This is a genomic window from Kribbella sp. NBC_00889, assembly GCF_045207705.1.
Taxonomy (GTDB): domain Bacteria; phylum Actinomycetota; class Actinomycetes; order Propionibacteriales; family Kribbellaceae; genus Kribbella.
On sequence record NZ_CP108783.1, the window covers coordinates 1,200,794 to 1,220,094 of the forward strand.

The 19,301-nt window shown below is 68.3% G+C and carries 17 protein-coding genes; 10 read left to right on the forward strand and 7 right to left on the reverse strand.

Annotation, left to right across the window (positions count from 1 at the left end):
- Positions 1-93: 93 nt before the first annotated feature.
- The 3 genes from OG817_RS05885 to OG817_RS05895 all read right to left on the reverse strand — a co-directional run bounded on the left by OG817_RS05885 (position 94) and on the right by OG817_RS05895 (position 2,435).
- Positions 94-627, reverse strand: a complete 534-nt coding sequence (locus OG817_RS05885; protein WP_406052673.1) for a hypothetical protein — start codon at positions 625-627, stop codon at positions 94-96.
- A gap of 106 nt (positions 628-733) precedes the next feature.
- The gene (locus OG817_RS05890; protein WP_406052675.1) at positions 734-1,597 is read right to left on the reverse strand and encodes a transglutaminase-like domain-containing protein; all 864 of its coding nucleotides are present in this window, start codon (positions 1,595-1,597) and stop codon (positions 734-736) included.
- Positions 1,598-1,610: 13 nt separating this feature from the next.
- Positions 1,611-2,435, reverse strand: coding sequence for a MerR family transcriptional regulator (locus OG817_RS05895; protein WP_396393939.1), 825 nt, complete (start codon positions 2,433-2,435; stop codon positions 1,611-1,613).
- A gap of 144 nt (positions 2,436-2,579) precedes the next feature.
- Between OG817_RS05895 and OG817_RS05900 the strand changes: the two genes are divergently transcribed.
- The 3 genes from OG817_RS05900 to OG817_RS05910 are packed head-to-tail and all read left to right on the forward strand — an operon-like array spanning position 2,580 to position 4,854.
- A complete protein-coding gene (locus tag OG817_RS05900; RefSeq protein WP_406052677.1) occupies positions 2,580-3,893 on the forward strand; it encodes an alpha/beta fold hydrolase in 1,314 nt (437 codons plus the stop codon).
- A complete protein-coding gene (locus OG817_RS05905) occupies positions 3,890-4,399 on the forward strand; it encodes an RNA polymerase sigma factor (protein WP_406052678.1) in 510 nt (169 codons plus the stop codon). The genes OG817_RS05900 and OG817_RS05905 overlap by 4 nt, the downstream gene beginning before the upstream one ends.
- A complete protein-coding gene (locus OG817_RS05910) occupies positions 4,396-4,854 on the forward strand; it encodes a hypothetical protein (protein ID WP_406052680.1) in 459 nt (152 codons plus the stop codon). Before OG817_RS05905 ends, OG817_RS05910 begins: the two co-directional genes overlap by 4 nt.
- Here the strand turns inward: OG817_RS05910 and OG817_RS05915 are convergent.
- Both OG817_RS05915 and OG817_RS05920 read right to left on the reverse strand, forming a co-directional pair.
- Entirely contained in the window at positions 4,844-5,614 is a 771-nt protein-coding gene (locus tag OG817_RS05915) for an SGNH/GDSL hydrolase family protein (RefSeq protein WP_406052681.1), read from the reverse strand. The two genes, OG817_RS05910 and OG817_RS05915, sit on opposite strands and share 11 nt — an antisense overlap.
- Positions 5,615-5,747: 133 nt before the next feature.
- Positions 5,748-6,065, reverse strand: a complete 318-nt coding sequence (locus OG817_RS05920; protein WP_406052683.1) for a hypothetical protein — start codon at positions 6,063-6,065, stop codon at positions 5,748-5,750.
- A gap of 165 nt (positions 6,066-6,230) precedes the next feature.
- Between OG817_RS05920 and OG817_RS05925 the strand changes: the two genes are divergently transcribed.
- On the forward strand, positions 6,231-10,478 hold the full coding sequence (locus tag OG817_RS05925; protein WP_406052685.1) for a BTAD domain-containing putative transcriptional regulator: 4,248 nt from the start codon (positions 6,231-6,233) through the stop codon (positions 10,476-10,478).
- Here OG817_RS05925 and glgX read toward each other — a convergent pair.
- The gene (glgX, locus tag OG817_RS05930; RefSeq protein WP_406052686.1) at positions 10,475-12,571 is read right to left on the reverse strand and encodes a glycogen debranching protein GlgX; all 2,097 of its coding nucleotides are present in this window, start codon (positions 12,569-12,571) and stop codon (positions 10,475-10,477) included. The genes OG817_RS05925 and glgX overlap by 4 nt on opposite strands.
- 148 nt (positions 12,572-12,719) lie before the next feature.
- On the opposite strand from glgX, the gene OG817_RS05935 reads away from it, so the two are divergent.
- The 6 genes from OG817_RS05935 to OG817_RS05960 all read left to right on the forward strand — a co-directional run bounded on the left by OG817_RS05935 (position 12,720) and on the right by OG817_RS05960 (position 18,564).
- Positions 12,720-13,739, forward strand: coding sequence for a Gfo/Idh/MocA family protein (locus OG817_RS05935; protein ID WP_406052687.1), 1,020 nt, complete (start codon positions 12,720-12,722; stop codon positions 13,737-13,739).
- Positions 13,736-14,779, forward strand: a complete 1,044-nt coding sequence (locus OG817_RS05940) for a Gfo/Idh/MocA family protein (RefSeq protein WP_406052688.1) — start codon at positions 13,736-13,738, stop codon at positions 14,777-14,779. The genes OG817_RS05935 and OG817_RS05940 overlap by 4 nt, the downstream gene beginning before the upstream one ends.
- Positions 14,780-14,892: 113 nt before the next feature.
- Entirely contained in the window at positions 14,893-15,672 is a 780-nt protein-coding gene (locus OG817_RS05945; protein WP_406052690.1) for an enoyl-CoA hydratase/isomerase family protein, read from the forward strand.
- Positions 15,672-16,616, forward strand: coding sequence for a class I SAM-dependent methyltransferase (locus OG817_RS05950; RefSeq protein WP_406052691.1), 945 nt, complete (start codon positions 15,672-15,674; stop codon positions 16,614-16,616). The genes OG817_RS05945 and OG817_RS05950 overlap by 1 nt, the downstream gene beginning before the upstream one ends.
- A 9-nt stretch (positions 16,617-16,625) precedes the next feature.
- Entirely contained in the window at positions 16,626-17,486 is an 861-nt protein-coding gene (locus tag OG817_RS05955; RefSeq protein WP_396393949.1) for an acyltransferase, read from the forward strand.
- A gap of 370 nt (positions 17,487-17,856) precedes the next feature.
- A complete protein-coding gene (locus OG817_RS05960; protein ID WP_406052693.1) occupies positions 17,857-18,564 on the forward strand; it encodes a hypothetical protein in 708 nt (235 codons plus the stop codon).
- On the opposite strand, the gene OG817_RS05965 is transcribed toward OG817_RS05960, so the two are convergent.
- Positions 18,561-19,289: a methyltransferase domain-containing protein gene (locus OG817_RS05965; protein WP_406052694.1), complete on the reverse strand. Its 729-nt coding sequence runs from the start codon at positions 19,287-19,289 to the stop codon at positions 18,561-18,563. The two genes, OG817_RS05960 and OG817_RS05965, sit on opposite strands and share 4 nt — an antisense overlap.
- Between the last annotated feature and the right edge of the window lie 12 nt (positions 19,290-19,301).

Here is a 19,301-nt window from a genome sequence, read left to right on the forward strand (position 1 = left end):
CCCTGAACCCGACCCCGCCCGCGTCAGTCGGCGGGGTCGGGTGTTCTATCGTGCTCCGTGAGTGTTGTCGTGCGCCCAACTACGACATGTGCCTCAAGCTCGACTAGCCGGCTTCTGCTTGCGGAGCAGGCCCCACGGTTTGAAGACCGACAGGACCACCGCGACCATCAGCAGCGTCGGCGAGACGATCGGCGGGAACATCATCTCGTTCAACGGAACCGCGAGGTCGTTGGACTCACCCCGGTCGGCGAGTTCGGCGACACCGGGCCGGAGGGCGACCAGGACCAGCGTGCTCAGCAGCAGGTTGATGACCAGTTTCACGACCACCCACCAGTACTTCGTCAGGCCGTACTTGCTGCCCAGGCCGAGCAGGACACCGGTGAGCAGACAGGTCAGCCCGGAGACCGTCATCGGCCAGATCGTCACCAGTTCGAGCACGCGGAAGCACAGCGCCTTGGTGCTCTGGTCGTCCGTACCGATCGCGGTGAACGTCAGCACCGCCATCACCACGTCGATCCCCAGCCACGAACCCACCGACGCCAGGTGCAGCACCAGAACGGCCTTCCGGGTCCTGGCCCCCAACCGCCACGGCTTCACCGCCGCCACGTCCAGTGCCGCGCCACTCATTGCCCTCTCCGTCCACTCGGATCACGTAGCTACGATCCTCAGCGACGACACCCACACCGCGCGTCGTCTGGACGGAGACACTCCACCTACACCAACGGAGGTACTCCTAGGCCGACGGGCGTACCAGGTCCACCCAGACGAACTGGCCTCCGCCCGCGGGGGAGGTGAGGTAGGAGCGACCGGCCGGCTTCAGCGACGGGTAGAGGTCTGCGAGCTCCTTGGTTGCCGTGTCGTCTCCGTTGTCGGAGGCAACCAACAGGCCGGCGACGCGGTCGGTCAGGCTGAGGTCGGCGCCGTCGAGGGATGCGGACATCTCGCCCCAGTTGTCCCAGAGGAGGAGTTCGTCGCCGTGCAGGTGGGCGAGTTGCAGGTAGACGTAGTTGCGGATGAACCAGCTCCCGCCGATCGGCGAACCCGGGTCGATGCCGAACAGCTCCGGGTCGCGCGTGCCGGCGCGGACGTCCAGCCAGACCTCGGCCGCGGACAGGAACGGGCCGGCCGGCATGTCGAGCGAGTTGAACGGATGGTCGCCGGCCGGGTCGAGCTGGGCGTCGATCATCACCCACCGGTCGCCGTTCCAGTACTCCGCGACCACGTGATCGTGATTGAACCCGCTGGCGAAGTACGCCGCGAAGCCGATCCGGCTGCGGACCGGAATGCCCTGGTGGCGAAGCATCGAGACGAACATCAGTGTGTAGTCCCGGCAGCATCCGGCGATCCGGTCGACCGGCTCCCTCGGCACGGCGAGCGGCGTACCGTTGCGCCGCTGGTCGGTGGCCAGCATCGACGAGACCCACCGATGGTCGATCTCGGCGAGGCGGTCGCCGGTGAACTCGATCCCGCCGCCGCGGTAGTGGATCAGCAGGTTGCGAACCACCGCCCCGACACCGGGGATGTCGTTCGGCAAGGCGTCGTACAACCCGGCGTACGCACCCGGGTCGCTGTACTCGGTCTGCACCGCGTAGTCCATCAGAGCTTCCCTTCTAGAATGGCTGAGCGAGAATGGGCTGGGCGATGTCGACGGCCGGCTGGTCACGCGGCATCAGGTGGCAGTTCGCCCGATAGACCTCGCGCGGCGGCCCGGTGATCGTGCTGCCCGCCGTACGGACGAAGTCGTCGACCAGGTCGTAGGCGAGCATGATGCGCGGGTACGCGCACTCGTCCATCGTGATCGTGCAGTACGCCTCGTGGTGGGCCGGCTCGACCCGGATCGCGATCGGTCCGGACGGATCCACCAGCCCCTGGAACGGCACGCACACCTCGACAGTCGCCTCGGCCTCCGGTGTCACCGGGCCGTGGTAGATCACCCACGATTCGCCGGGCAGGGTCGCGCCGGCGGCCTTGAGGTACGTGCGGATCTCGTCGGTCGCGGTCACGATGATCCCGATCAGATTCTGCTGATCGGTGTCGGACCGGATCGACGCGATCTTCGTCTCCGGTACGTCGCGCGTCAGCACCGGCCGCGGCGCCAGCCCCGTCGATCCGGACCGCGAGAGCCGGTCCCGCAGGTACTGCAGGGTCGCCCGACGGGCCGCGGTGGTCGCCTCCTGGGCCGCCCACCACCGATCCAGCCGGATCAGCCCCTCTTCGTCGGAGCCCGCGAGGACCTCGGCGATGGTGGTCAGCGGCATGTCGAGCTGCCGCAACACGCTGATCCGCCGGGCCCGCTCGAGCTGCTCCTCGTCGTACAGCCGGTACCCATTGGCCGGGTCCACCTGTGCGGGCGGGAGCAGCCCGGACACGTCGTACAGGCGTAGCGCCTTGTGCGAGAGCCCAGTACGCCGCCCGAACTCGCTGATCGTCAACACGCGAACATCAAACCCCCTGCCCCAGGGGCAGAGTAAAGCCTCAGCCCCAGACCCCTCGACTTGTGAGCTGCCTCACCCGGTGGAACGTCCGGCCTGGACGCCTCCTCTTTCTGGGCGTCGGTCACTAGAGGGAGGCGTTCGGAGATGTTGGTGGTACGGCGAGTGGTGGCGGGGGTGCACTGGGGTCTCGCGGTGGTGCATGTGTACTGGGCGACCGGTGCGACATGGCCGGCGTCCGGTGAGCGGGCGTTGTCGATGGCGGTGCTGGGCGGTCCGGTGTCCTTCAGTCCGGGCATCGTGTTGCCGCTAGCGGCTCTGCATGTGCTGCTGGGAACAGCCGTGCTCACGAGCGACCGGTTCAAGCTGAGCAGGTTCGTAGTCGGGGGAGTGGCGGCCGGACTGGCTGCGCGGGCGTCCGCAGGTGTTGTGTGGGCCCTCGGCGTCGGCACCGACACGAGTACGGCGTTCTACTGGCTCAACCTGTTCTTCTACACCCCACTGTGCATCGCCCTGTGCGTGGCGGACCTCAAACTCCTGCGGACACGCTGGATCAAAGCAACAGCAGTCGCAGCGCCGGTGGCAGGCGTCGTACTGCTCTCACTCCTCGCCTACGCGTATCAGCCAACCGAGCAGCCAAGCGCCGCACCTTCACCGGACTCGCGGTACGTCGATACGCCGCTCGCCCGGATCCACTACCAGGAACGGGGCAGCGGCTCCCCGGTGGTCCTGCTGTCACCCGGCGCCTCCCCGACAACGGCGTGGTCGTCGGAGCTCGACGTACTCTCCACGAACCACACCGTGTACGTCGTTGACCTCCCAGGCCAAGGGGAGACCCGGCTGCACGACGAGCGGTTCGCGTTCGATCTCGACGGCATGACTACATCGCTCGGCCAGTTCCTGGACGCAATGAAGCTTTCTCAGGTCGTCATCGGTGGCAACTCGTGGAGTGGCGGTTGGGGTCTCGCCTACGCGCAGCGCAACCCGGACCGGGTCAGCAAGTTGCTCCTGCTGGCGCCGAGCGGTCTGGATGAGCCAGACACGTGGAGCTGGGAGATCCTCAAGCAGCCCTTGGTCGGCGAGGCACTGGCCAAGCTGGCCGCGAGCCGCAGCATGGTCGAGTCCGCGCTGGGCGGCATGTTCGTCCACAAGCAGCTGATCACGCCGAAGCTCGTGGACACGATGTGGGCGCCGGGCACCTATCGTGACAACGTGCGATCCATGTACGCGCTGGAGCGGGGCCTCGACTGGGGAGTCACCGAGAAGGCTCTGCCGTCCACGCGGCAGCCCACGCTGGTGATCTGGGGCGACCACGACGCAGTCCTCCCGGTGGCGCAGGCAGACCGGTTCGGGCAGTTGTTGCCCAACGCAACCGTGCACGTGCTGCCCGGCTGCGGCCACGCCCTCACCGTCGACTGCGCGGACCAGGTGACACCCCTGATGGCGGCATTCCTCCGATGATCGACCCTCCGATCATCGACGTGGAACGGCTCGTTCGCGCCGCGCAGGGCGGCGACACCCTGGCGATGAACGCGTTGCTCGACGGACTGGCGCCGTACGTCGGCCGGATCTGTGGGCCGATCGCTCTGGCCGACGGACCTGACGCGACGCAGGAGGCGCTGATCGCGGTGTTCCGTGGTCTGCGCGGTCTGCAGAACCCGGCGGCGTTGTTCGGATGGGTCCGCGCGATCGCGGTCCGCGAAGCGGTCCGGGTAGCGCGCCGTCAGCAACGCCAACAGCCGGCCGATCTGTCCGAGCTGCCGTCGCCCGACGATCCGCAGCTCGCCGTCCACGTGCAGGACGTACTCGCGCGATTGTCGCCGGAACACCGCGCGGTGCTGGTCCTGCGCGACCTGGAAGGAATGGACGAACTGGCCGCCGCCGCGGTGCTCGAGGTGCCGGCCGGTACGGCGAAGTCCCGGCTGCACCGAGCCCGGGCAAGCTTTCGGAAGGCGTGGAGATCATGACGGGTGACTGGCCACAGGTCGAACTGACCGATGTCGAGCGGTTCCGCGCACTGGCTGCCGGCGTCCCAGGCGCCGCGGTCACCGAACGCGTCCTGGCGGCACCTCCCGACCGGGTGAAGGAGTTGCTGACTGACCTGGACGCATTCGCGACGATCCATGCGGACCTGGTCTCGGCCACGCTGCTCGAGCAGGACGGCGATCACGTCGTCGTCCTCGCGCGCGGTCGGCGGGGCCAGCGGGCGCGCCTGGAAGGTCAGTTCCGGAGTGGCTGGTGCTGGTTGCAGAGCCGTTTCCTGATCATCGGTATGGCGGTGTCGGCCGAGCCCGGTGGCGGCACCCGGGTCGCACTCACCGGCGGCATCCGGGTGCCAGGCCGGGCCGCGATCGTTCCACTGCGGGTCCGTCTGGAGAGCACCAAGACGCTGGACCGGCTGGAACAGATGCTCAGGGCCTGAGTACGCCGGCAGGCAGTGCGGCGAGGAGCGCATCGGCGTGCCGGCGGTAGCCGAGGTTGTTCGGGTGGAAGCTGTCCGGCGCGAGCATCCCGCGCCAGGGCGGTCGTGCATGCCGGGACACCTCCGCCACCGTGAGGCCGCGGGCCGTCGCCGTCGTACTGATGAGCTGGTTGATGCCGGCGACGTACGGGCTCGCCACGCCGCCGATACGCCAGAGGCCGTCGGGGACGGTCAGGTCCATCACCACCGACGAGGACGGCAGCCGCTCGATCACCTGACGGAGGTGGTCGCGGAACCGCTTGGGCGGCGTACCGAGGATGTCGTTGTTGCCGATCCCGCACGTCACCAGTGCGGGCTGCAGACCCTCGACGAGTGGCAGTTGGTCCGCGAGCACGTGCCGGGTCTGTGCGCCGGAGCGGGACAGGTTGAGCACCCGCCACGGGTTGCCGGTCCTGCGGAGCGCGTTGAGCACCTGGCCGACGTACCCATGCAGCGGCGACGATGCGCCGAGTCCTTGCGCGGTCGAGTCGCCGAGCACCACCCACAGCGGCCCGTCGGCGGTGAGGGCCTTCTCGTTCTGCCGGGTCCAGAAGTCGGCGTACGTCTTCGCCTGGACGTCGACGTACGCCACGCCGTCGACCCAGCGCCGGAACGCCACGCGTGAGTTCGTCCGCTCCGCCTCGCCCCAACGCATCACCGCCCGGTGCAACGCACCGATCGGCGTCGTACGTTCGCGGGCCCCACGCCGCACCAAGAACATCGGTTCCCCCACACCTGAACAGAAGGTAACTGCCGAATGTACTGCAGGAAGGTTAACGAATTCGTGGAACGCGTAGCGTCCCCCGGAGAGCGATCCAGACCGGGCTCTCCGGGGGACGGTTCGATGCTGCGGCTCAGGCTGGATCCTCGGCGGAACGGTCCCGTCGTCGCTGGATGTCCAGCACGATCCCCGCCCCCACGCCGCCCAGTGCGATACCGCACAGGGCGCCGAGAGCGACGGAGCTCCGGTCCACTTCGCCGGGAGCCCGAACGGACGCCGGTTCTGGAGGTGGAACCGGAGGTCGTTCGATGGTTCCGCCGATCGGTTCGGGGAACTCCTGGGCCATTGCAGGGGCGGCGACTGTCATCAGGGCGACGCTGACTGCGGCACCCGCGGCCAGCCGGTAGAGCCGGGTGGTCATGGACTGCTTCGTGTGTACGGCGTTGTTCATGGCTTCCTCTCCTCTTCCGGCGGGACTTCCGTTGATCGGTTGTCCGGTTGCGCCTCGAGGTCTAGGAACCGTTCTCGCCGCTGGTGGTATCGACCCGGCGGACGCCGGTATCAGCTCGGTATCAATGAACTTGACGCGAGTCGTTAGGGGGTCGACAGTCAAAACGTGGGTATCGCCGTACTCGGCCCACTAACCATCGAGGGGGAGTGGAAGAACCTCGCACGACGTGACCGCGTCGTCCTGGTCGCACTCGCGGTGCATCCGGGGGAGGTTGTCAGCGCTGGGGTGCTCGCTGACGTGCTGTGGGGAGAACGGCCGCCGGCCTCTGCGGGCAAGGTGGTCCAAGGCTGCGTCGTCCGGCTGCGGAAGCTGCTCGGCAGCCACGCGATCGAGACCTCGCCGGACGGGTATCGGCTGACGATTCCGCACGATCAGATCGACAGTCAGCGCTTCGAGCGAGCTGTCGGCCGGGCCGGCGTACTGCTCGAGGCAGGTGAGGCGGAACGAGCGTCGGTGGTGCTGGCCGACGTACTGACGCTGTGGCGCGGGCGACCGTTCGACGAGGTCGCGGACTGGGATCCTGCGCGGATCGAGTTGGCTCGGCTGACCGAACTCCGGCAACTCGCGCAGGAGCTGTACGTCGAGTCGGCGCTGCGGTCCGGAGGTCACGTGGGAGTGCTGGGCAAGGCCGAGGCTCTCACCGCCGAAGCGCCACTGCGCGAGCGGCGGTGGGCGCTACTGGCCACGGCGCAGTACCAGGCCGGTCGCCAGGGGGAGGCGCTGGAGACCCTGCGGAGATTGCGGGTCGTGCTTGATCGCGAACTCGGACTCGATCCCAGTCCGGAGATCGATGCGCTGGAGCAGGCGATCCTCCGTCAGGATCCGGCCTTGCTCGAAGCCAGCACGTTGCCGGAACCGAGTGCGGTCTGTCCGTACCAAGGCCTGAAACCGTACGACGTCGACGACGCCGAACTGTTCTTCGGCCGCGACGCCGAGGTCGCCGCGGGTCTGAGGAGGCTGTCTGACCACTCGATCCTCGCTGTCGTCGGGCCGTCGGGGTGCGGCAAGTCCTCGCTGATCCGGGCCGGCGTGGCCGCGACCCTGCGACAGGACGGCGGCCGCGTTGTCACCATCACGCCCGGACTCCATCCGATGAAGGCGCTGACTGACGCACTGCCCGGCACCGGACCCTTGCCCACGGTGGTCGTCGATCAGTGCGAGGAGGTCTTCTCGGTCTGCCGGGACGTGCCCGAGCGCAAGGTGTTCCTGGCTCGGTTGACCGATCACGCCGCCCAAGCGCCCCTCATCTTGTCGTTCCGCGCCGACCGGCTCGCGGACATCGCCTCCCATCCGGGCTTCGCCCGGGCCATGGAGGACGGCCTGCACCTGCTCACCGGCATGACCGAAGACGAGCTCCGGGCAGCGATCACTGAGCCCGCACGGCTGGCCTCCCTGGTCGTCGAACCAGGACTGGTCGACCTGCTCGTCGGTGAAGTGGCGGGTCAGCCGGGCGCCTTGCCGCTGATGTCCCACGTCCTGGCCGAGACCTGGCAACGTCGCGAGGGCCGCACGCTGACCGTCGCGGGCTACCGCGCGTCCGGCGGTATTCAGGGTGCGGTCGCCCAGTCGGCCGAACAGGTCTACGCGCAAGTCACGCCGGATCAGCGGCCGCACCTACGTGCCTTGCTGTTGCGCCTCGTCACTCCTGGCCCGGACGGGCAACCAGTCCGCAGCAGACTGCCGAGGCGAACAGTCATCACCGGCCCGGAGTCGGAAGCACTCATCGACCTGTTGATCAGCTCCCGCCTCGTCACCAGCGACGACGGCGTCGTCGAACTGGCCCATGAAGCCCTCGCCCGAGCCTGGCCACGCCTGCGCGGCTGGCTCGAAGACGACCTGGAAGGCCAGCAGATCCTCCACCACCTCACCCAGGTAGCCGACTCGTGGGAGTCCCTGGGCCGACCCGAAAGCGAGCTCTACCGAGGAGTCCGCCTAGCCAAAGCGCTCGAATGGCAGCAGACCGCAGCCCCTGTCCTCAACGACACAGAACGCGAGTTCCTGGCCGCCAGCGAACGCCTCTCAGTCGCCGAACTCCGCGCCGCCGAGGACCGAGCCCGCCACCAAACCCGAGTCAACCGCCGCCTGCGTTCCGCGCTGGGCACAGCTGCATTCCTGCTGGTGGGCGCTCTGATAGCCGGCTTCCTCGCCGTCGGCCAAACCCAGGAAGCCGACCGCCAAGCCCTAGCCGCAGAACAAGCAGCCGTAGTCGCAGACTCCGGTCGCGCCGGAGCAAAGGCAGTAGTCAACAGCGACATCGACACTTCCTTGCTGCTCGCGGTGGCCGGCAGCAGGCTCGATGCCTCATCGGAATCCAGAGCCAATCTGCTCGCGGTGCTGGCCAAGCACCCCCAGCTGATCCGCTCCATCGAGACCGAGAAGCTGAATGTCTACGGACTCGAGGTCAGCCCCGACGGGAAGACCATCGTGTTGTTCGACGCGAACGGCACGGCGTTGCTGTACGACGCGACGTCCGGGCGGATTCGTGCCGCGCATCGGCCGAAGAACCGCCCGGACGGTGCGGTCCACCTGGACTTCGTGGCACCTGTCGCCTTCCATCCGAGCGGTCGGCAGTTGGCCATCGGCATGCCGCCACCCACCGCACAGCCTGTGCGGCTGCTCGATCCGAACACCATGGACGCCGCCGCACAACAACTGCCCGGGTTCGCTACCAAGCCGGCGCGGGCGACTCATGTCGGCTACAGCGCGGACGGGACCTCACTGGTCGCCATGGTGCAGTACTACGAGAACGGCACCTCGAACGACTTCAGTTCCGGTGCGATCTTCGTCTGGGACGTCCGTCCCGGCGTTCGGCCGTCGTTGCGCCGGACGCTGCCCTTACCCGCTGCCCAGGTTGCGGACGTGACTCTCAGCCCGGCCGGTGACCGCGTTTACACCAGCAAGCCGCTGGCGGCTTACGACGTGGCCACCGGGCGGCAGCTCTATACGCGGTCCGATCTGTCCTTCGATGACATCGACCTCAGCCGCGACGGCAAGCTCATCGGCTTGGGGGACGAGGCCGCATCCGACGCCGGTCCGAACGCCCGGAGCCTCTTCCTGGTCGACACCGCGAACGGGTCGACGCGGCAGCGCCTCACCGCGCCGACCAAGCAGGTCCAGAACCTGCGTTTCTCCCATGACGGGACCGTCCTCGCCTCGTCCGGTACGGACCTGCAGGTTGCGCTCTGGAACGTGGCGACGGGTGAAGCGCTCGACGTCATCCCCGTGGCCGAGGGGGAATGGCTGAGCTACGGATTCAGTCCCGATGACGCGACGCTGTACACGGCCGCGGGCGACGGAGCCATTCGCAGCTGGGACCTCGCCGGACCCCGCAAGTACGTGAAACAGCTGGTGAAGCCGCCCGCTTTCGTCTACGGCTGCACCCTCGTCGCTCCTGGGGGGAGGTCCATCTATCGCAGCACCCTCGAGGACTACAGGTTCATCGACGCCCCCAGCGGTACGTCGACCCATCGCGTCCGAACAGGCCCAGGTGAATGGACGAACAGTTGTGGGAGCTGGACTCCTGACGGCGATCGGTTCGCGGTCGTCCAGAGTGGTGTCGTCTACGTCCTGAACAGTCGCACGGGTGCGGTCGTCGCCCAGCGGAAGGCGGCAAGGTCGAGCGTCCTGGATCTCGACTACAGCGGGCGGGATGGGAGCCGACTGGTGATCGGCGACGAGTCAGGCCTGGTAACGCTCTTGGACTCGCAGACCCTGCTGCCAGTGGCACGCTCGGTGCCGGTCGGCGGTTCCGTCGCCTGGCTGTCGGCGAGTCCGGACAACCGGACCGCGCTCGTGCTCACGGGAGGAAGGCACATCTCGGACAGGCTCGATGTTCCCTCCTCAGGCTGGGTGCTGGTCGACCTGCAGGCGGGCAAGGTGATGCAGCGCGGGCAAGCTCCGTTCAAGAACGCCCAGGTGGTGGTCTTCGCTCCGGACGGACGCCATGTCGCGATCGGCAGCGGCACGGGAGACTTGATCGTGCTGGACACGACCACGGGCCTCGCGGTCGGGCCGCCGGCTTCGGTGCACGACGGATGGACGAATTCGCTCGCCTACTCGGCGGACAGTTCCCTGCTGGTCTCGGCCGGCGCCGACGGTAGCGTGAGTCTGTTCGACGGCGCGACAGCGGAACTGCTCGGTTCGATCGTCACCCCTGAGCAGACCTTGTCCGCTGCCGACTTCCTGGCGGATGGCCACAGCGTGGTGGTCGCGACGAACAGCGACGGGTTGTATCTGTGGGACACGCGGCTGGAGCATGCGGTTGAGACTGCCTGCCGGATGGCGGGGCGGGATCTGACCGCGCAGGAGTGGCGGGAGAACTTTGGGGATCGGCCGTATCGGAAGACTTGTTAGAGCGCGCGGAGGAGGACCAGGCAGCGGGGGGCCAGGGGGACGGTGGCGCCTGCTTCTACTTCGGTGACCATGCTGTTGCTGGTGTCGAGGACTACCTCGTAGGCGGGGGCCCAGGAGGGGTCGGGGACGCGGACCTGGCGGGTCTCGGGGGTGGCGTTGAGGGCCATCAGGAAGGAGCTGTCGGTCAGGGCGTTGCCTTGGGCATCGGTTGCGCGGAGGGCGTCACCGGCCAGGAACATGCCGATGGTTCGGAGGTTGCCGTCGTACCATTCGGCGTCGGTCATCTCGCCGCCGTGCGGTGCGATCCAGGACAGGTCCTTGCGCCCGCCCGCGACGACCGGCTCCCCGGAGAAGTAGTGCCACTGACGCAGGACAGGATGCGCGGCCCGCAACGCGATCAGCTTCTTCGTCAATGCCAGGTGATCGGACCACGCGCCCGGCAGTGACCAGTCGAACCAGGACAGTTCGTTGTCCTGGCAGTAGGCGTTGTTGTTGCCGTGCTGCGTCCGTCCGCACTCGTCCCCGGCGGTGATCATCGGTACGCCGGTGGACAGGATCAGTGTGGACATCAGGTTCGCCATCTGGCGTTTGCGCAACGCGATCACGCGCCGGTCGTCGGTCTCGCCCTCGACGCCGCAGTTCCACGACCGGTTGTCGTCGGTGCCGTCGCGGTTGTCCTCGTGGTTCGCCTCGTTGTGCTTGTGGTCATAGCTGACCAGGTCGCGCAGGGTGAACCCGTCGTGCGCGGTGAGAAAGTTGATCGACGCGTACGGGTAGCGCCCGTCGTCGCCGTACAGGTCGCTGGATCCGGACAGCCGGTAGGCGAGGTCCTTCACACCGTCGGAGGTGTTCCGCCAGACGTCGCGGACGCTGTCGCGGAACTTGCCGTTCCACTCCGACCACGGCGGGCCGAAGTTGCCGACCTGGTAGCCGAACGGGCCGACATCCCACGGTTCGGCGATCAGCTTGACCCGGCCGAGAACCGGATCGGCCGCGACCTCGGCGAGGAACGGGTGATCGACCGTGTCGACCTCGTGCCGCTCGTTGCGGATCAGCGTCACGGCCAGGTCGAACCGGAACCCGTCGACACCCATCTCCTCGACCCAGTACCGCAGCGAGTCCATCAGCAGCCGGCGGACCTGCGGGTGGGAGGTGTCGACCGAGTTGCCGGTGCCGGTCACGTCGTACATCGTGCCGCCGTGCGACAGCCGGTAGTACGCGCGGTTGTCGATGCCGCGGAAGCTCAGCGTCGGCCCGTCGAACCCGCCCTCGGCGGTGTGGTTGTAGACCACGTCGAGGATCACTTCGATGCCGGCGGCATGGAACGCGGCGACCATCGCCTTGAACTCGGCCACCTGCTGACCGTCCGAACCCGACGACGAGTACGGCGCGTGCGGGGCGAAGTACCCGAGGGTGTTGTAACCCCAGTAGTTCGGCAGGCCGCGGGCGGCGATCGAGGGCTCGGTGAGGAAGTGGTGGATCGGCAACAACTCCACCGACGTCACGCCCAGCTCGGTCAGATAGTCGATCACCGACGGATGCGTCAGCCCGGCGTACGTCCCGCGTTGATGCTCGGGTACGTCGGGATGCAGCTTGGTGAAGCCCTTGGTGTGCAACTCGTAGATGACCGTCTCGCCCCAGTGCACCGGCCGGCTGATCGGCGGTGGTGGCTCCGACTGGGCCACCACGACACCGACCGGCACATGCCCGGCCGAGTCGCCGTCGGACGAGTCGTAGATCACAGGGCTGGAGAAGTCCAGCGAGCCGTCGATGGCTCGGGCGTACGGGTCGAGCACCAGCTTGGACGGGTTGAAGCGGAGACCGTGCGACGGGTCGAACGGACCGTGCACGCGGTAGCCGTACCGTTGCCCGTGGCCCACACCCGGGACGAACCCGGTCCAGAACTCACCGGCGTGGGCGAGGTCCAGGTTGCGCTGGCTGCCGTCGGCGGCGATCAGCGCCAGCTCGACCCGCTCCGCGGCCGGGGCCCACAGAGTGAAGGTCGTCCCATCGGTCTGGACCACTGCTCCGAGCCGCGGCCCGGTATCGGCGGTCGGGCCGAGAGCACTCGGGGCGGCGGTCGCTTCGGTCACCGGCACATTCTGCACACTCCCCTCTTGGTTATCGATAACGAAAGGTGGTTGTGTTCATGAGACGGTAGTTGCGGACGCCTGTGCGCAATGATACGCAAGGACCGTTACTAATTTACCGGGCTCCCAACTGGGCGGAGTAGGGGATCACATGTCGGAAGAGTTGGCCGGTCTGACCGTTGGTCTGATCGGCGCGGGCAACATCGCCCACTTGCATGTCGCCGCGTGGAAGGCGCTCGGCGCGCGCATCCTGGTGCATTCGCTCGAGGGTGCCGAGACGATGGCCGAACAGTACGGCCTCGAGGTCGCGGCGTCGCTGGACGGCTGCCTGGCCGAGGCGGAGTTCGTCGACGTGGTTACGCCGTCGGCGACGCACAAGGAGGTCACGCTGGCCGCGATCAAGGCCGGCCGGAACGTGATCTGCGAAAAGCCGCTGACCCTGACCGCCGCAGACTCGCACGAGGTGATCGCGGCCGCCACGGCCGCCGGCGTCCGGATCTACCCGGCGCACGTGGTCCGATTCTTCCCGGCGTACGTCGCCGCGCACTCCGCCATCCAGGCCGGGCGCATCGGCGATGTCGCGGTGGCGCGGTTCTTCCGCCAGGCGTCGTCCCCGGCCGGCGGCTGGTACGGCGACGTGGCCCACTCCGGCGGCGTGATCATGGACCTGATGGTGCACGACCTCGACCAGGCCCGCTGGATGTGTGGAGACGTCACCAAGGTGTACGCCGTCCAGAACCCGCCGACCGTGGACGGGATCAGCCCACTGACGGTGGCCGCGCACGTGACGCTCACCCACGCCTCCGGTGCGATCAGCCACTGCCGCGCGACCTGGGCCGCGGCCGGGTCCGCGTTCCAGTCCGGCTACCACATCGCCGGCTCGACCGGCGTACTGAAGTACACGTCCGCCGCGGACACCGGCTATGCCGAGGAACTGCCGGACGGCGGCGGGGCCGCTGACCTGCTCATCCCGGCCAACACTCTGGGCGAGAGCCCCTACCTCACACAGCTGCGCGAGTTCGCTGTCGCACTGCGCGGTGGCCCGGAGCCGCGGGTTCTGGCGCCGGACGGCGCGGCCGCGGTCTATCTGGCCGAGGCGGCGCGCGCCTCGATGGAGACCGGCGGTGTGATCGACATGGTGACCTTCGACCCGACGGGAGCGGCGGCATGACCCTCAAGGTGGCGATCGCGTCGTTCGCGCACGGGCACGCGATGTCGTACGCGTACCTGCTCAACCAGATGTCCGATGTCGAGGTGCTGTCCGCAGACCCCGACGGCGCGAGTGCGCCGGACCCGGGCCCGCGTGGCGCCGAGCTCGCCGAACAGCTCGGCGTCCCGTACGTCGACAGCTACGACGAACTGTTCGCGTGGGGCCCGGACGCGGTCGTCGTGACGAGTGAGAACGCGCTGCACCGCGGTCTGGTCGAGCGGGCCGCGGCAGTCGGTGCGCATGTGCTCTGTGAGAAACCGCTGGCCACCGAGGTCGAGGACGGCGAGGCCATGCTGGCGGCCTGCGCGTCGGCCGGTGCGATCCTGATGGTCGCCTACCCGGTCCGGTTCTCGCCGCAGTACCTGCGACTCCGGGCCTCGGTCGAGGCCGGGCTGCTCGGTGACGTGTTCGCGGTCCTCGGCACCAACAACGGCAAGATCCCGATCGGTGGGCGCCAATGGTTCACCGACCCCAAGCTTGCCGGCGGTGGCGCACTCGTCGACCACACCGTGCACTGCGCCGACCTGATCGACGGCCTGACCGGCGGTGCGTCGCCGCAGCGGGTGTACGCCGCGGCCAACCGCGTCCTGCACCAGGACAAGGGCGTCGAGGTCGAGACCGGTGGCCTGGTGACGGTCAACTACGACAACGGGCTGCTGGCAACCATCGACTGCTCGTGGAGCGTTCCGGACAACGGTCCGACCTGGGGCGGCGTCACGCTGCAGGTGACCGGTACCAACGGATCGGTGGAGATCGAGCCGTTCCTGCCGCGTATCAGTGGTACTGACCCCGATGGGGAGGTGTACCTGGGGATCGGCGAGAACTTCGACGCTTCGATGCTCGCCACGTTCCTCCGGGCGGTCCGCGAGTCTGGTCCGGCAGTGGCGGGCCAGACGCCGGCCGCCGTACCGCAGCCGGACGGTGCAGTCGGTCTGCGCACCCTGCGCATCGTCGACGCGGCCCGCAGGTCCGCAGTGTCCGGGCAGCCCGTGGAGGTTTAGCGGGCCTAGGCCAGGCCGCGGTACAGGCCGCAGTGCGACTGCTCGGACTGGTCCGGTACGGTGCCGGGGATGTGACCGACGGGTAGGACCCCGGGACCGTAAGGAGCACCGCGATGGGCGAGTTCGTCAATCTCACCGTCAGTGAGGGGATCGGCACGATCCGGCTGGATCGGCCGAAGATGAACGCGCTGAACGTCCAGGTCCAGGAGGAGATCCGGGCCGCCGCGCTGGAGGCGACCGCGAACGACGACGTGCGCGCGGTCGTGGTCTACGGCGGCGAGAGGGTGTTCGCGGCCGGCGCGGACATCAAGGAGATGGCCGACATGTCGTACGCCGACATGGTCAAGCGCTCCGGCCCGCTGCAGTCCTCGCTGTCCGCGGTCGCGGCCATTCCGAAGCCGACCGTCGCAGCCATCACCGGGTACGCACTCGGTGGTGGCTGCGAGCTGGCCCTGTGCGCCGACTACCGGATCGCTGCGGAGGACGCCAAGCTCGGCCAGCCGGAGATCCTGCTCGGGATCATCCCCGGTGCCGGCGGCACACAGCGGCTGTCCCGGCTGATCGGCCCGTCCAAGGCCAAGGACCTGATCTACACCGGTCGCTTCGTCGACGCAGCCGAGTCGCTGGCCATCGGTCTGGTCGACAAGGTCGTCCCCGCGGCCGAGGTGTACGACGCCGCGGTGGCGTGGGCCGGGCAGTTCGCGGGCGGCGCCGCGCTGGCGTTGCGGGCCGCCAAGGAGGCGATCGACTCCGGGCTCGGTGTGGATCTGTCCACCGGGCTGGAGATCGAGCGGCAGCAGTTCGCCGCCTTGTTCGCCACCGAGGACCGGGCGATCGGGATGAAGTCTTTCGTCGAGAACGGCCCGGGCAAGGCCGAGTTCAAGGGAATCTGATGTCTGCAACCGCGAAGCCGGCCGCGACCGCCGAAGAGGTCGAGGCGGCGTGGAACGACAACAAGCTCGCCCAGGTGCTGTACCACGACTGGGAGGCGTCGACGTACGACGAGAAGTGGTCGATCTCGTACGACGAACGCTGCGTCACCTACGCCCGGGACCGCTTCGACGCGATCGCCGGTTCGAACGGCTGGCCCTACGGCAAGTCGTTGGAGATCGGCGCGGGTACCGGATTCTTCACCCTGAACCTCAAGCTGGCCGGGGTTCTCGCCGAGGCACATGTCACCGATCTCTCGCCAGGCATGGTGGAGGCGGCCGAGAAGAACGCGAAGACCCTCGGCTTCGCGGTCGAGGGCCGAGTCGCCGATGCCGAGAAGCTGCCGTACGACGACGACACGTTCGACCTCGTCATCGGGCACGCGGTCATCCATCACATCCCCGACGTCGAGCTCGCGTTCCGCGAGATGCTGCGTGTGCTCAAGCCGGGCGGCCGTTTCGTCATCTGCGGCGAACCCACCCGGTACGGCGATTACGTCGCCCGGCGACTGTCCCGGTTCACCTGGTGGACGACCACCAACCTGACCAAGCTGCCCGCGCTCAGCGAGTGGCGCCGACCGCAGGCCGAGTTGGACGAGTCGTCGCGGGCGGCCGCGCTGGAGGCCGTCGTCGACCTGCACACGTTCGACCCCGACACGCTGGCCCGGATGGCTTCGCGTGCCGGTGCGACGAACGTGACGACGGTGACGGAAGAGCTGCTGGCGGCGTGGGTCGGATGGCCGATCCGGACGTTCGAGGCCGCCGTACCGGAGCAGAAGCTGGGCTTCGGCTGGCGGATGTTCGCGTACAAGTCGTGGCTGCAGTTGTCCAAGGTGGACAAGGTCTTGTCGGCTGTCGTCCCTGACGAGCTCTACTACAACGTCTCCATCACAGGTGTCGCGCAGTAGGGTGTGCGGATGCGGTTGCTGACCGCGGCGAATCTGAGCTGGGTGGTGCGCCATCGGGCCTGGACGCCGTACTACCTGAAGCGCTATTGGCGGTTCGCCTGGTTCAAGCTGCGCCACCGGCAGGTGATCACCGAGGGATTCGTCTTCCTGGGCAAGCATCTCGAGATCGTGGCGCGGCCCGGGCACGGCCGGATCATCCTCGGCAAATGGGTCCACCTGGGTGACGAGACCCGGCTGCGCGCGCACGAGGGCACGCTGCGGATCGGTGACAAGGTGGTGTTCGCCCGCGACGTCACGGTCAACTGCTACCTGGACATCGAGATCGGCGCATCCACGTTGATCGCGGACTGGACCTATATCTGCGACTTCGACCACAAGACCGACGACCTGGACCTGCCGATCAAGGACCAGGGCCTGGTGAAGTCGCCGGTCCGGATCGGTCCGGACTGCTGGCTGGCCACCAAGGTGACCGTCACCCGCGGAACCGACATCGGCCGCGGCGTGGTGGTCGGCGCGAACAGCGTTGCCCGTGGCAACATTCCGTCGTACGCCGTCGCGGTCGGGGTTCCGGCCGTGGTGGTGGCCGACCGCACCACCCGCTATGCCGCCGACGCCGCCCGCCGCGCCTACCTGGCCGGTCTGGCCGAGGCAAACGCCCGTACGACGGCCCGGCTCCACACCGGGGCACCTCCGCGGCCCGAAACCGTTCCGGGAGAAACCGCGGGTGACGGGGTAAGAGCACCTGGTGAGGACGAGGCCGGCGCTGAGGGGTTCTCAAGTTACTCACCAGTCCGGCACTATGTCCCGCACGAACGGTTGGATGTCCCACCCGATCGGTCGATCGTCGGAGAGGAGACGCAGCGTGGCTGACCAGACCGGGGCCGAGTCCGCGACCGACCGGTCGCTGCTCGACCAGGCCGCGGCCGACGACTCCATCACGCAGGCGCGGACGCGCGCGGTCGACCCGGTTTCGATCGTGACGGAACCCGGGGGCGCTACGTTGGAATCAGTGCTTGAAACGAGCGCTGGCTCGCGGCCGGCGGCGGGAACGGAAGTGGGCGTGAACCGAAGGTTGGACCCAGAAGTGCAGACAGTGGACGGCAGGACAGCCCCACCGGCCCCGCTCGCGGGCGCCCGGCGCAGGCTGTCGCCGCGCCCGGTCCCGGTCAGCCGGCGGAGGAGACCGCCGGCCACAGCACCGGCAACGGCGACGGATGAGGAACCGACCCCGGCTGAGGAGATGGACGACGTGGGTACGCACGACGAGAAGGCGGCGGCCGCCGAAGCCGACAAGGCGGTGACAGCCTCGAAGGACACGGATTCGCCGCAGGGCGACAGCGGCCGTGCCACGACCGCGACGGCGACCAAGCCGGCCCGGCCGAAGACCGCGGCGGAGATCGTCGCGGAGCAGCGGGCCCGGGAGAGGGCAGCTGCCGAGGCTCCGGCCGCGGCGGCCGGTACTGGTGCGGCCGGCTCGGAGGACGCCGCAACGGGGACCGGTAAGGATGCCGCGGGCAAGGATCCGGCCGGCACCTCGGTGACGACGCCGGTGAGCAAGGTGCCGGCCACCAGTGCTGGTGCCTCGGGCAACAAACCACCGACCCGCCGGACCGCGGTCGGCTCGTCCGGCAAGGGCAAGCAGGCGCTGGGCACGGTCGGTTCCGGAGTCAAGCGGCTGCGCAACCTGCTCGCGTCGCTGATCTGGCTGGTCGCGGTGCTGGCAGCGGCGGTGCTTGCGCTCGGCGCTCTGTTCACCGCGCTCGACCAGACCAACCAGAGCAATGAGATCGTGCGCTGGGTGCTGGAGCGCGGGCAGGACCTGGTCGGTCCGTTCAAGGATCTGTTCCGGCTGGAGACGGCGAAGAACACCCTGCTGGTGAACTGGGGGATCGCGGCGCTGGTCTACCTGATCGTCGGCAAGATCGTCGAACGCTTCGTCCGGCCCTAGGGCCGTGGTCGCGCCACGAGGATGAGGTCGAGAGATTCGTCCAGGGCTCCTGGGCGAATCTCGAAGTCCTCGTGGTGCGTGCTCTTCACGAGTGCGGTGAGTTCGGCGTCCCAGTCGTCGTACGCCGTGGCCAGCTGGGCGTCCACGCAGGAGCCGTACTGCGTCTCCCAGACGCGGAGGCGTTCGCCGTGGTGGAGTCCCAGTGCGTGCGTGATCTCGAAGTCGCTCTCGACGAGCTCGGTGAACTCGGCAGGGGTCAGCTCGCGGGTGTGGTACCAGTTGCCGCTCGGGAAGGTCCGGCGGTTCGGCGTGCTCAGCACGAGGGTGCCTGCCGGGGCGAGGATGCGCGCGCACTCGGTGACGAACCGCGGCTGCTCCCACAGGTGCTCGATCGTCTGTAGTGACGTGACGAGATCGAAGCTGCCGTCGGCGAACCCGGTCTGGACGAGATTGCCGCGCACCACATTGACCTGTGGATAAACCCGGCGGACGTGGCGCAACGTCGTATGTTCATAGTCGAGACCGGTCACGGAGGCCGCGCCGGCCAGGCGGAGCAACTCCGCGCCGTAGCCTTCGCCGCAGCCGGCGTCGAGGACCCGGCCGGTTCCGAGGTCCAGATTGGCCGTGATCCAGCGGTAGGCGGCGTCGTGGCGCGCGAACCAGTAGTTCTCGTGCCAGATCCCGGGCGCAGTTCTCTCGCCGGTCAGCGGTAACGTCTCGGTCACCCGAGTCACCCT